The 13,623-nt window shown below is 41.7% G+C and carries 13 protein-coding genes and 1 tRNA gene; 8 read left to right on the top strand and 6 right to left on the bottom strand.

Annotated elements, in window-relative coordinates; translation table 11 throughout:
• Positions 1-5 precede the first annotated feature (5 nt).
• The 4 genes from C6H66_RS01250 to C6H66_RS01265 all read right to left on the bottom strand — a co-directional run bounded on the left by C6H66_RS01250 (position 6) and on the right by C6H66_RS01265 (position 4,671).
• Entirely contained in the window at positions 6-1,160 is a 1,155-nt protein-coding gene (locus C6H66_RS01250) for an AAA family ATPase (protein ID WP_105394582.1), read from the bottom strand.
• Position 1,161: 1 nt separating this feature from the next.
• On the bottom strand, positions 1,162-2,364 hold the full coding sequence (locus tag C6H66_RS01255) for a restriction endonuclease subunit S (RefSeq protein WP_046395230.1): 1,203 nt from the start codon (positions 2,362-2,364) through the stop codon (positions 1,162-1,164).
• On the bottom strand, positions 2,361-3,917 hold the full coding sequence (locus C6H66_RS01260; RefSeq protein WP_105394583.1) for a type I restriction-modification system subunit M: 1,557 nt from the start codon (positions 3,915-3,917) through the stop codon (positions 2,361-2,363). Before C6H66_RS01260 ends, C6H66_RS01255 begins: the two co-directional genes overlap by 4 nt.
• 677 nt (positions 3,918-4,594) lie before the next feature.
• Positions 4,595-4,671: transfer RNA gene (locus C6H66_RS01265), tRNA-Arg, on the bottom strand.
• A gap of 196 nt (positions 4,672-4,867) precedes the next feature.
• Between C6H66_RS01265 and folD the strand changes: the two genes are divergently transcribed.
• From folD to C6H66_RS01305, 8 genes are all read left to right on the top strand, one after another.
• Positions 4,868-5,743 carry a bifunctional methylenetetrahydrofolate dehydrogenase/methenyltetrahydrofolate cyclohydrolase FolD gene (gene folD, locus C6H66_RS01270; protein WP_036811634.1) on the top strand — a complete coding sequence of 292 codons (876 nt, stop codon included), beginning with the start codon at positions 4,868-4,870 and terminating at the stop codon, positions 5,741-5,743.
• Entirely contained in the window at positions 5,743-5,955 is a 213-nt protein-coding gene (gene ybcJ, locus C6H66_RS01275; RefSeq protein ID WP_036811637.1) for a ribosome-associated protein YbcJ, read from the top strand. The genes folD and ybcJ overlap by 1 nt, the downstream gene beginning before the upstream one ends.
• Positions 5,956-6,744: 789 nt before the next feature.
• On the top strand, positions 6,745-7,161 hold the full coding sequence (locus C6H66_RS01280; RefSeq protein WP_046395240.1) for a DUF2170 family protein: 417 nt from the start codon (positions 6,745-6,747) through the stop codon (positions 7,159-7,161).
• 19 nt (positions 7,162-7,180) lie between these two features.
• Complete coding sequence (locus C6H66_RS01285; protein ID WP_105394584.1) at positions 7,181-7,864, top strand: PspA/IM30 family protein; 684 nt, start codon at positions 7,181-7,183, stop codon at positions 7,862-7,864.
• 65 nt (positions 7,865-7,929) lie between these two features.
• Positions 7,930-8,592: a YjfK family protein gene (locus C6H66_RS01290; protein ID WP_105394585.1), complete on the top strand. Its 663-nt coding sequence runs from the start codon at positions 7,930-7,932 to the stop codon at positions 8,590-8,592.
• Positions 8,593-9,030, top strand: coding sequence for a DUF350 domain-containing protein (locus C6H66_RS01295; protein WP_105394586.1), 438 nt, complete (start codon positions 8,593-8,595; stop codon positions 9,028-9,030).
• Positions 9,031-9,042: 12 nt separating this feature from the next.
• A complete protein-coding gene (locus C6H66_RS01300) occupies positions 9,043-9,957 on the top strand; it encodes a DUF1190 domain-containing protein (protein ID WP_046395226.1) in 915 nt (304 codons plus the stop codon).
• 128 nt (positions 9,958-10,085) lie between these two features.
• On the top strand, positions 10,086-11,252 hold the full coding sequence (locus C6H66_RS01305) for a glutathionylspermidine synthase family protein (RefSeq protein WP_105394587.1): 1,167 nt from the start codon (positions 10,086-10,088) through the stop codon (positions 11,250-11,252).
• A gap of 153 nt (positions 11,253-11,405) precedes the next feature.
• Here C6H66_RS01305 and C6H66_RS01310 read toward each other — a convergent pair whose 3' ends face one another.
• Positions 11,406-12,236 (bottom strand): nucleotidyltransferase domain-containing protein, encoded by an 831-nt coding sequence (locus C6H66_RS01310; protein ID WP_105394588.1) that lies wholly within the window; start codon positions 12,234-12,236, stop codon positions 11,406-11,408.
• A 5-nt stretch (positions 12,237-12,241) separates the two neighbouring features.
• Positions 12,242-13,468, bottom strand: coding sequence for an RtcB family protein (locus C6H66_RS01315; RefSeq protein ID WP_105394589.1), 1,227 nt, complete (start codon positions 13,466-13,468; stop codon positions 12,242-12,244).
• Positions 13,469-13,623: the final 155 nt, after the last annotated feature.

Below are 13,623 nucleotides of genomic sequence, written 5' to 3' on the forward strand. Positions count from 1 at the left end.
TCACTCTAATTTTCTGCCTGTTGGAAGCGGTACATAGTGTTAATTTCATTAACCAGATAGCGCAAAACACGCTTGTCATCTTCCGTAAGCTCGGCGACCTCTTCACCTGCATGTTTTGAATGACTAGAGATATTAATAATCCTAGCCTCATAAGGATTGGGCCTGCCATCATCGGTTTTTGGCAATAAATCACCCCACTTTTTATAGCCAAGAAAAGTAGAGGTTTTTTCTAATATATTTCTTAAAAAGTTGAAGTGATACTTGCTTACTTGACCGCTTTCGATGGCTTTTTCGAGTTCTGACTTCAGATAAAGATGATATGAGAATGGTGAATCATTCGGTTGGATTGCTAACTGATATGTGCCATCTTCATGCTTTGTCAGCCTGTATTTCTCAAACCATTTCTTTTTATAGCTTTTATCATCGCTGTTTAGCTCATTGTGTAGCACGTTATAGAAAAGAGGATTATGCGTCGTGATGATGAATTTAACGCTAGACTCGTTAGATTTAATAAGTTGAGCAAGATGTACTGCCAACTCAATCAAATGGTTTTCATCTAACGAACTCACAGGATCATCAATAAAGACGTATTGCAATTGATTAAACTGATCTGTTTCTCGCTCACCAGGTTCAGCAACATTCAGCACGCTGATTACTTGCTCAATTAGTGTGTAAAATATGCTCCAGATAAAGTTGCTTTCTTCGCCTTTTGATATTTTAACATTTTCAGTTGGTGCTTCATTACCGCGTTCGAAAGAAAATGTGACCTCCGAACTATTTTCGCTAAAATGTGGAGTTAATTTTTCATCCGTATAGTGTTGAAAGTTAGCAATGATATTTCGGTCTTGCCCCTGATCTTTCAGCACCCAATCTGTAAATGAATTCGGCTGGATTTTGAGTTTAGGCTCGGTATTCTCAGATAAGTCGTTATCCCAGTAAAACAAGTCTTCGGTAAAGGCGTTGTAATACAAAAAATTAATACGCGTCAATGATAGTCCTTCATTGTTGCTACTTTCATCATTATCAATTTTTGGCGCAATTAGTTGTTTAAATTCCCGCGAAAGCCGGGTTTTACCCGTACCATTAAAGGCATAGATCAGTTGTACTTTTTTGTTGGCATCTTTTAGCTGCTGGGCTATTCCCGTTAGCGTTTTGCTCATATCATGCCTCTACCTCTGGCTTAGGGAAATTCAACAGCAGATCGCGATAATATTCATATTGCTTTTGACGTAATTCAATTTCACGAGGCAAACCTTCGCTAATGGAGTTAGTTAAAGCGTCGAATTTATCTAGGATGGAGACGATGCGTTCTTGTTCGGCAAGTGATTTTTCAGAATCGCTCGGATACGGAACAGGGATCGTTGTTTTTTTGATATTATCATTATATAAACGCTTGATTACTCCGCCATCGGAAATATTCCAGTTGGCAATTTGATAAAAATAAAACAAATATTTATTTAATACCTGACTTTCATCATTTTCAATCCATACGATATTACTATCCTGAAAATAGGCATCTTTCCCATCAAATATGACTGATCTTCCGATCGTACCACTTGCAGAAATTAGAATCTCTCCAGTTTTTGGGTAGCTATATTTTGCTTTATATTCATCAAATAATTCTCGTGTGATAAAAGCATTAGGCTCTTTTCCAAATGTTCCAATTTTATAAAATGGAATATCGCCTGTTTCGAGGGTTTGGTTTTTTAAAATTCGTTTACACATGCGAACCTCACCAATTTCCCCCAAAGTCTTCCACTCCACCTCACTTTCTTCAAAATTTAACAACTGGTCGCGATAATAGTTGTACTGTTTTTTGCGGGCGGTAAACTCAGCGGTAAGCTTAGCGGTAAGCTCGGTAAAGGCGTCCAAAATGCGGACGATTTCGGTTTGGATATTGAGAGATGGGATAGGAATTGGATATTCCATTATTTTTGTTTTATTCCCGCGTGGCATTTTGGCCCCTTTAGAATGCCGCATGTTATAGTCGAAAAATTTATCATCCGCTAAAATTTGATATAGATACCTAGGTGTTATCGTTTCATCAGTCAGATGTATAACCAGTACATCGCCATTTGTGCCACCGATACGATCAGCGTGCCATATTTTCTTCAAGTAGGGGCGAATATTTCCGATTAAAATATCACCACTTTGATACTCTATTAAGTTACCTTCGGTTGGCACATAAGTAGACTCTTTTTTCCCTGCCCAATTTTGTAGGAGATTATCAACTCCCACGTAATTTGATTTATCAAGTTTGTCAAAGCAAATACGAGTTTTTGAATACTCTGTAAGCTCCCCCAAAGTCTTCCACTCCACTTCAACGCCATCAAGCAGTTTTTCCATAAAGCTCATATTGCTCATGCCTTATTCTCCGTGCCTTCAATCTCAGCAATAATGGCATCGATATCCGCTCGCAGTTGGTCGATTTTTTTAACAGTGATCTTTAATTCGGCATTGAGTTTTGTAATATCAATTACTTCGCGGTTGTCTCTAGATTCGACATAGCTACTCACCGACAGGTTGTAATCGTTAGCGGCGATGGCTTCAAAACTGACTGATTTTGCCAAATGTTCAATATCATCTTTGCTATCAAATACCTGCATAATTTGTTCGATATGATTGTCGGTAAGTATGTTGTTATTGGTTTCTTTTTTAAACAGAGTGCTTGCATCAATAAACTGAGTAGTGGTGTCAATTTTGTGTTTAGACAGCACAAGAATATTTACAGCAATGGTCGTGCCAAAAAACAGGTTAGGTGCTAATGAGATCACGGTTTCAACATAGTTGTTATCTACCAGATATTGGCGGATCTTTTGCTCAGCTCCACCACGGTAAAAAATACCCGGGAAGCAAACAATTGCCGCGCGGCCTTTGCTGGATAAGTAACTCAATGCGTGCAGAACAAAGGCAAAGTCGGCTTTGGACTTCGGCGCTAATACACCAGCGGGAGCAAAGCGTTCATCGTTGATTAGCGTTGGATCATCACTGCCAATCCATTTCACCGAATACGGTGGATTAGAGACGATGGCATCGAACGGTTTGTCATCACCAAAATGCGGTTCGGTTAAAGTATTGCCCAACATGATATTAAACTTGTCGTAGTTAATGTTGTGTAAAAACATATTCATACGCGCAAGGTTATAGGTGGTATGGTTAATCTCCTGACCAAAGAAACCGTCTTCAATAATGTGGGCATCGAAGTGTTTTTTGGCTTGTAATAGCAATGAGCCAGAACCTGCGGCTGGATCATATATTTTATTCACGCTGGTTTGCCCATGCATAGCGAGCTGAGCGATTAGCCTAGAAACATGTTGTGGTGTAAAAAATTCACCGCCTGATTTACCTGCATTAGCAGCGTAGTTAGAGATTAAAAACTCGTAAGCATCACCAAATAGATCAATCTTGTTATTTTCAAACTGACCAAATTGAAGCCCTGCCACACCTTTTAATACGGCGGCTAAGCGGGTGTTTTTGTCTTTAACGGTATTACCTAAACGGTTACTGGTGGTGTCAAAATCAGCAAAAAGGCCCTTGATCTCGGCTTCAGATGGGTAGCCGTTGGCTGAGCTTTCAATAGAGACGAAAATGGAATTTAACTCTTTGTTTAAATTATTATTTTTATTAGCACTTGCGGCAATATTAGCAAACAGCTGGCTTGGGTAAATAAAATAGCCTTTGGTTTTAATAGCATCATCTTTAATATCGTCAGTGATAATATCATCTGAAAGCTCAGCATAGTTGATACTCTCATCACCGCCTTCAATGTAGTTTGCAAAGTTTTCACTTATAAAGCGATAAAACAGCGTACCTAGTACATACTGTTTGAAATCCCAGCCATCAACTGAACCTCTCACATCGTTGGCGATTTGCCAGATTTGACGCTGTAGTTCGGCGCGTTGTTGGGTACTTGTCATTGTGAAACTCCACTTTTAATGCGTTTTTGAATGGCCATCGGCCCATAATCATCCCAGTATTATAACGAGTAAAGGTGTTCTCATCATTTTGAATCGCTACAAGTTTAGTCGTTATCTCTGGGGCATTTTGGACTGCTTCCAACACTGATAGGCAATACTGTCCTATATTTTGCTCATAGCAACTTGATATGGCAGACTAATTTTGGTTTGCTTAAGGCGAGAAACTGATGCGCTGCGTTTGTCTTCTCGATTTACCGGGCTAATAAATTAACTCGGTAAATCGGAGAGCTGAAAAACACCTGCCAGAGAAAACTTTTTCGCTTACCTCACCCTATTAAAGAATTAGGAGTAAAACTGTTCACCTATTCACCTTTAAATATTTTTATTTAAATTCATTTTGTTAAATGATGATGACTTGAAAATAGGCTCATCACTACTCTTCATCCAACCGTTCACCTCAAACCAAAAAAAGTGAACAGGGTTGAATTCCGCACATCCTATAATATTAGCTTCATCAGGGGGTATCTCACTTCATTGAACCTGAACGTACCCCCAAATATACCCCCACAATGTAGATTTCAGAGAACCTTACCAGACTTCTGGAGAACAAGGAGAGCTTAACTTTTTGTGTTTACTGGGGTTTTATGAGCTTTACTAGACGATGAGAGAGGTTGATATGGCACGCCCTACAGGATTCGAACCTGTGACCTACGGCTTAGAAGGCCGTTGCTCTATCCAGCTGAGCTAAGGGCGCATCTTGAGAGATGAGCTGCATCAGTAATGCTCTGATGCGGGGAGAGATTATACGGTGACAACCCATTGAGTCAATGGCTTTTCTGCTTATAAGTCTTCATCTGGCTATTTTCTGATTATCAATAAAACTGACAGCACGTTCATGTTCTGACAAAATAGGCAGTATCCCAATGTTTGATTTATGGATTTATTCGTACATGCCAGCAAAAATTATTGACGGGAAAACGATTGCGCAGACAATCAGAAGTGAAGTCGCAGTGCGTGTTCAACAACGTGTTGCTGCGGGAAGACGTGCTCCTGGTCTTGCCGTTGTTTTAGTCGGCGAAAATCCTGCTTCTCAGATTTATGTCGCAAGTAAACGCCGTGCCTGTGAGGAAGTCGGGTTTGTTTCCCGTTCCTATGATCTGCCAGATACCACCAGTGAAGCAGAGTTGTTGAATCTTATCGATCAGCTTAATAATGATTCAGAAATTGATGGAATTTTGGTTCAGCTCCCTTTACCTGCCGGTATTGATAATGTCAAAGTTCTGGAACGTATTCAGCCTGATAAGGATGTTGATGGCTTCCATCCCTATAATATTGGCCGTTTGTGTCAACGCGCTCCAAAGTTGCGTCCCTGTACGCCGCGCGGTATCGCAACGTTGCTTGAGCGTTGTGGAATCAATACTTATGGGCTGAATGCTGTCGTTATCGGCGCTTCAAATATTGTTGGTCGTCCAATGAGCCTGGAGTTGTTATTAGCTGGTTGTACCACTACGGTGACTCATCGCTTTACTAAAGATTTACGTCATCATGTGGAACATGCGGATTTACTCATTGTGGCGGTTGGTAAACCAAACTTTATCCCCGGTGAGTGGATTAAACCCGGCGCTATTGTTATTGATGTCGGCATTAACCGGCTGGAAGATGGCAAAGTGATTGGTGATGTTGATTTTGAAACTGCATCAGAGCGGGCAAGTTGGATTTCTCCGGTTCCAGGGGGGGTTGGCCCAATGACGGTCGCGACACTTATCCAGAATACCTTGCAAGCCTGCGAGGAATACCATGATGTGGAAACAATTGAAGGTTGTTGATGGAAATTTTTTATTTAGAAGGCCACCCTTATGTGGCGTTGTGTGATCTGTTGAAGTTTCAAGGGTGGAGTGAAAGCGGCGCTAGCGCTAAAGCGGTTATTGCTGAAGGTCTGGTTGAAGTTAATAGTCAGATAGAAACCCGTAAACGTTATAAAGCGATAGCCGGGCAGGTTGTTACCTTTAATGGTAAATCTGTTCATATTAAAGAATGATTAAAGCTGGCTCCCTTAAGAATGAAGGGAGCCGCAGATTGCGGGTAAAGTCTTTCCGATAAGCTTTTACTGTCCGTTAACTTAACTATCTGTCGTTAAAAGATATTTCAATGTAAAATAGTAAAAATATAAATGTTTTATCACCCTTTTAATATCTATAATTATCGCCTTTCTGTTTATTGTATAAATCGGATTTCTTAGTTTTCAAATGAAGTGAAAACAGATATTTAAAATGGTGATGAAAAGATTATGACGGTAAATAAAGGTTAAATCTGATAGTTAATGCATAAGGTTAATCTCTGTTGAATGTAAGAAGCGCTAAGTAGAAAAGATTTTTATGTTGGAGATAAATGGGAGTTTGAAAAGATTTTAGCTTCAATATTATAAGGTTAAATGAGTTGATAACCAAAATGGATACTTTTATCAATATCGGTTGATTTTACTGGAAGTTTTTATTTTAGCCTGCAATTCTCTATTTTATTTACTGTGATACGCCAAAGCTATAAAGCAACCTAGTTAAGCGTGATTTTAATCATCCATCAGGATAAGTTTTTTCATGCGAATACTCTCATGGTGTTTTGTGCGGGAGGTATTGAGATAGTACAAGGTCACTTAGCGAAGGGTATAAGGTTTTAATAATGTTCAGTAATGCTGTATTTAAGGTTTTATGCGTTTTTAGTATTTACCATACTTATGAATATTTTAGATTTAATACTGGGCTATTTTAACGTAATACTTATTGAAAAATGTATAATCTGATGATAATTTAAACTTAATATGCTGATTTTAATGATAAAACAAACCAGTGGAGTAGATAGTTTGGAATTAAATCAAGTGATTAAAGCTCTTAATGAATCTGGTAACAACTGGACTGTAGAGCAAATAGGTGAATGTCTTGCAATTACTAACGAAGACGGAATTAAAGCACATCTGGCGATTTGCGGCAGGCAAATTACAGTGGAGGCATTACTGTTTTCGGAAGAGAATGTTTTAGATCCCGCTTCTTTAAATCAGTTTATTTTAGAAACGCACAAAATGATTCCTCTGACTTCAGTTGGAATAACTAAAGTCGATGGTCAATCTTACTATACCGCTTTTGGTTCATTGTCATCAGAATCAAAACAAGAAAGCGTTGTCATCGAAGTCTCTATGCTGTTTACCAACATCACTGAGCTTCTTGATGCGTATTCTGAGTTCCTAAAATAACAGTGTAGGGGAAATATCAATGAATGTATGGAAAAAGCTTTTTAAGGCAATTAAAGGAACGGTAAATAATGCGGCAGAATCTGTCGCTGATGGCAACGCGCTGACGATTCTTGATCAGGAAATCCGAGAAGCAAAAGCAGAAATCCGCCGTGCGGATGAAAGCCTGGTTAGCATTATTGCTAAGCGGAAAATGGCAGAGAAAAAGGTTGCTGATATCAAAAATAGTATCACAGAGTACGAGGGTTATGCTCGCTCTGCTGCGGGTAAAGGCGACAATGGGCTTGCTCTGGAGTGTGCTCAGAAAGTTGCGACCCTGCGTGATGAACTGGAAAGAGAGCAAGCGTTGTTTGAATCGTTCCAGAAGACTGAAGCGATGCACCGACACAATGTGCAAGAAGCGAAAAAGAAAGTGTCTCAGCTTGAGAATCAAGTTGATTTGGTTAAAGCAACTGAACAGGTGCAGAAAGCCCAAGCTGCGACTCATAACTCTGTCGTTGGCGCTTCTTCAAAAACATCTACCGCCCTTGATTCCCTTGAACGCATCAAGTCACGTCAGGCTGAGAAAGCGGCTCAGTTCGAAGCTCAGCAAGAGCTTCACGATAGTATGACTTCTAGCGATCTAGATAAAAAGCTTAAAGAGGCAGGTATAACTTCAAGCGCTATGTCCGCGGAAGATGAACTTGCTCGTATCCTTGGCAAGTAAATACCAAGTTGTTAAATCAAGATCCTGCTTTTTAAAGTGGGATCTTCCTATCAAGAGATATTTCTATGCTTTCCAAAATCGCAGATGCGTTTAAGAGCGCATTCGGGAGCAAGACAGTTGCGCCTGTGGTGCCAAAGGTGCCGGAAGTATTAGGTTTGCGTATCGGTGGTGTATTTGAGATAGACCCGTTGATGCTAAAACTGATTGAATCTGACCTAACGATCGAAAATGCGGCTTCAACTCAGCTTATATGTTCCGTTGGTGTTGTCGACTTAGGTGATAACGTACGTTTGGTTCGTTATTACACCGATGACGAAGGTTATCTTCAAGTACTTCAAGAAGGGGAGGGGGATGATGGCGTGAAGGAAGTGAGCCTGTGGTATTTTTACGAAACTAAACCGATAGATTCGCAAGCTCAATGGGATGCGCTCATTAAAAACGGTATCGTCACGCCAAATGGAGAATATGATCTCGACGGCACCCAGTTCTCGCGGTTGTGGGACAATGTTAAGCCTGTGGCTGTTACCGAGAAAACTTACACTAAGGAGGGGCGTATAACTGAAACTGATCAGTTTGTGATGGTGTATTCGCGTCAGGTTGCTCATAACCGAACAGAAGAGCTTCAAGTTGTGGGAGAAGAAAAAGTGGTAGGGAGTAACTTGGATAGATTGATGGTATTGAGCACCGGTATTCAACTTAACCAAACTGATTTTAAAGTGGTGGCATAAATGATCACATTGGAAAATGAAGAACAGGCTTTTTCTCAATTTATGCATGGTGTAGGCAATTTTGGCTTGTGTTTTGGGTTGGCGCTGGTTTTTTTCATCGTTTTCAAGTTTATCTACACAATAATTACTCCGCATGATGAGTGGAAACTTATCAAGGAAGAGAAGAACAGCGCCGCGGCGATATCGCTTGGTGGCGAGCTGATCGGTTACAGCATCGCCATTGCAAGTGCGGCAAGCAACTCTGTGGGAGTTATTGATTTCGTGATGTGGAGTGTTGTTGCGCTGTTGGCTCAGATTGTTGGCTTCTTTATGGTTCGCATATTTATGATGCCAAAGATTGTGTCTCGCATTGAGAATAATGAGATCCCTGCTGCGGTTGTGTTGGCGGCAGTGTCAGTTTCTGTTGGTCTTTTAAACGCAGCTTGCATGACTTACTGATTTGGGGATCGTATGACGAACGGGAACAAAAAGCGCAGAATGCGCAGCACTGCCATTAACATTGAGAGTAAACGTAAATATTGGCGTGGGTTCTCATTCACGTCATTGGTGCTTAGTATGGGTTCACTCGTGGGTTGTGGTCAATCGGCGGATGAACTGTCAATCAATGTCTATAAGGACCTGGCGTCTTGTCAGAATAATCCAAAGAATACGATCGCGGCTCAGTGTGAAACCACATATCAAGCGGCATTACGTGAAGCGGAACGTACGTCGCAGAAATTTCGTAAGAAAGCCATGTGTGAGCTTGAGTATGGTGAATGTGAAGCAATGCCGGGGGCTGTAGGTTATCGACCGAAGATGGCCGCCTTTATGATGGCGGAGGTGAAGCCGGAACAGTTTAGCCGATATGATATGGCTGAAAAGTATCGCAACGTGTTTTACCAGCCGCTATTTACTTCAACATCAGGCTATAGCGACCTGTACGGTAAGCTTTTTTTTGCTGATGGCAAGGTCATTGGCGCTTATTCTGATATTGGCAATATCCAGTACGAGATGAACCGACGTTATTTGCAGCCGCTGGAGACGGTTCGTCTGCCAATTGAGAAAGAAGCTTCTCAGACTACAGCAAATACACATGGCGCTTTGTATGCAAATTCTGGAAATGTAGTTACAGGTATAAATCCTGTACTGAACCCCCGATCAACTGCTTATATTGCATCTGGGATCGTTGATGAAATCGGCGATTATTCAGAACGTAAACACAGGGAGAGAATGTATCGAGAACGCTTGATACGTGAAAAGGAACAGAGGTTTAAAAGCAGCGATTCCCGTTATTCTGGCGGCTATGATAGCAAGCCAATCGTCACCACTAAATCTTCTGGTGGTTTTGGTTCAACATCTTCCGCTAAATACAGTTGGGGTGGTTAACTGGTGTTGACATTTTATTCGCAGGCTTTTTGTTATCAGTGTCTTGCATCGAGGCATGATTACTGAATTAAGCGTTTGTGCGATGATTTTTTTCAAGATTCAAATAAGCATTATCAAGGGTTAACATCATGCTTCAGATCCCAACCACACCTCGTCATGATTGGAAAGTGCGAGCAAAAGAATTTGGGTTTGGTTTTCATACAATCGATAATGAACCGTACTGGACGGAAGACCGTTACTACCAGTTTACTCTCAAGCAGATTGAAGAACATATTGAAGCTCCGACAGCGGAAATCCACCGGTTGAGCCTGCAAGCAGTAGAGCGAGTGGTCAACAGTGATGAGTTGATGGCTAGATTCCAAATTCCAGAAGCGATGCGGTCACTGGTTCGCGCATCTTGGAAGCGCAGAGATCCAAGCCTCTATAGTCGTCTTGATTTTGCTTATGATGGTAAAAACCCGGCAAAGTTATTGGAAATTAACTCAGATACGCCGACCTCTATTTATGAACATGGTTTTTTTAGCTGGCTATGGTTGGAAGATAAAGTTAACCGTGGTGAATTGCCTCATGCTGCTGATCAGTTCAACTTACTACAGGAACTGCTTGTTAATCGCTTCTGTGAACTGAAACCCTTTTTGCCATTCAACACGCTTCATTTTGCCTGCTGTAAGGGCACAGAAGAAGACAAAGGTTCGGTTGATTACCTGGCTGATTGCGCCAAAGATGCCGGTATTCATGCCGAGTTTGTCTATATTGAAGATATTGGACTCAGCGAGTGTGGTAAGTTTACGGACAGTAATAATAAAATTATAGATTCTATATTCAAGTTGTACCCGTGGGAGTTCATGTTTCGTGAGGAATACGCTCAACACTTGGTTACGGCGGGTGTTAACTGGTTTGAGCCAATGTGGAAATGCATCACCTCGAATAAGTCAATTTTGCCATTGCTTTGGGAGATGTTTCCAGGACACCCAAATCTGCTTGAGGCTTATTTTGCCGATGATCCGCAAGCCAAGCGCTTAACTCACTACGTTATGAAGCCGATATTCAGCCGTGAGGGAGCAAATATTAGTATTCATAAAGATGGCAAGGTGGTTGAAGAAGTAGATGGGCCTTACGGTGAGGAGGGTTACATTGTGCAGCAATATACCCCATTGCCAAAGATTGGCGATAGCCATGTTCTTATCGGTAGTTGGCTCGTTAATGACACGCCTGCTGGTCTATCGGTCAGGGAAGATATTGGCAGGATCACGAAGGATACATCACGATTTGCGCCTCATATTATTTTAGGTTAATGATTCTATAACTGTCTGTTTTTTTTTTAATAAATTTCCAGCCTGAAATAGAGAATTGATCTGTTTATTTCTGGAGCAGGGTGGAAGACCCTGCTTTCTGGCTTTTTGTAAACATCCAGCTTTATCGCTGAAATGTCATATATGTATGATTTCTTATCCGTTTTTTAACAGGTATTCTCCTTCTTCTTTATGATTATTGTGAAGTACTGTGTGCATCAGAAGTAGATCCAATTCGGTATCTGGGAGATGTTTTTTGTCTTTGAGTTCGCAGCGGGTAACTGAATCATCCAATTCGCGGCAGATAAAGTTATGAATGCGTTTAAAACGTGGACTATACTCCGTTTCGTCAGCGTTACGCTTGATGGCAAGTAGAGTCTGTATCTCTTGCATCAGCGCCGCGTCTGTAACAGTTCCGGCTAGCAGGGTGTCGAAGCGCATCGGTGGCACACCTTTACCAGCTTCGATCCAACGTACCGCCAGCAATGGACGTAGTATATAAAGGTATTTTTTCAGCCGAATTTTCTCGCCTTGCAGGTAACTACGAAAGTTTTTCTTTGCCATCGACAGATAGTGATATCGCGCTCTGTTGTTGGAGAAATAGTCTGGTAATAGGGCACGTAGCGCTGCCATAAACTCCACGTCTTCGTAGTAAATTACCGGTGAGTCTGCCCACTCCATCAGTGTTGGGTTGGCTCGTTTCAGCAACCCTAAAGTTTTACGCAGTTCCCAACCACAGATATCTAGCTCATTGCTGATCGGTAGTTCAATGACATCCCGAGAGGGATCGACGCGTAAGTACCATGATGGAGTATGTACATAAATAAAACGTACATCGTAATCACTGTTTGTTGAGGCAAATCCCCAACCGCGGCTACCTGATTCACAGGCGTAGAGTATTCGTATTTGCAGCTCTGTCTCAAGTTGCGCCAGTTTTTGGCATATGTGTTGTTTCATGATGTCACTGATACCAAATTTTTCTTTCATCTTGATTATCCTTTTACGCAAACCACTTGACGCAGGGTGTGAACGATTTCTACTAGTGAAGACTGAGCGGCCATTACGGCCTCAATGTCTTTGTAGGCCATCGGAATTTCATCGATGACGTCGCTGTCCTTGCGGCATTCCACGTGTGCCGTGGCACGCTTCTGATCCTCTATTGTGAAGCGTTTTTTCGCTGCTGTGCGGCTTAATACTCGGCCAGCGCCGTGACTGCATGAGCAAAAACTCTGTTCATTTCCCAGACCACGTACAATAAAGCTTTTCGCACCCATTGAACCAGGAATGATGCCCATGACGCCTTGGTGTGCTGCGACCGCACCTTTACGTGTGACTAACACGTTTTGGCTGAAGTGTTGCTCTTGTTGCACATAATTGTGGTGACAATTTACCGCTTCCATTATGGCAGTGAACGGCTTTGTTATTACCGTCGCCAGTGCTGCCAGTGTATGTTGCATCATGACTTCGCGATTATGGCGGGCGAAGTTTTGTGCCCAACCGACCGCTTCCATATAGTCGGCAAAGTGACGGCTGCCTTCCTCAAAATAGGCCAGGTTACGGTCAGGCAGGTTAGCGATATGCTGTTTCATGTCCTGTTGGGCGAGAGTGATGAATAAATTACCAATGGCATTTCCTACTCCGCGTGATCCACTATGCAGCATTACCCATACCCGGTCAGATTCATCCAGACACAGCTCAATGAAATGATTACCGGTGCCTAGTGTCCCTAAGTGCTGATGGTTATTAGTTTTCAGTAATTGTGGATATTTATCGGTTAACCGTTTAAATCCGGTCTGCAACACGCTCCAATGGTGATCGACGGTTTTTGGCGGTTGCTGCCAAGCGCCTTTATCCTTACCGCTACGGTTTGCCGTGCGTCCGTGCGGTACGGCAATTTCAATAGCATGGCGGATAGCATATAGGTTGTCCGGTAAATCTTTGGCATGCAATGAAGTACATACTGCCATCATGCCACAGCCGATATCTACGCCTACTGCGGCTGGAATAATCGCCCCACGAGTTGGAATGACACTGCCGATGGTTGAACCTTTACCAAGATGTACATCAGGCATAACGGCTAAATGGCTGAATATGAAAGGCATTTTTGCTGTGTTCAACAGTTGCTCACGCGCTTCCGCTTCTACCGGTACACCATGAGTCCACATTTTCACTGGTACGCTGTTTGGTGCGGTTATCAACTCGTAATCGTTTGTTATCACATTATTCTCCTGGGTTACTTAGCCGTCACTATTATTATAATTTAAAGTAACGAATATTTTTCTTTTTAATCAATGCTGCTGAATTTGTTTTTTATCTTGGTCTTCTTTGGGACCATTAGGGAAATATTGTAAATAAAAACCTTATTTCACTATTA

Source organism: Photorhabdus hindustanensis, from assembly GCF_002968995.1.
GTDB lineage: Bacteria > Pseudomonadota > Gammaproteobacteria > Enterobacterales > Enterobacteriaceae > Photorhabdus > Photorhabdus akhurstii.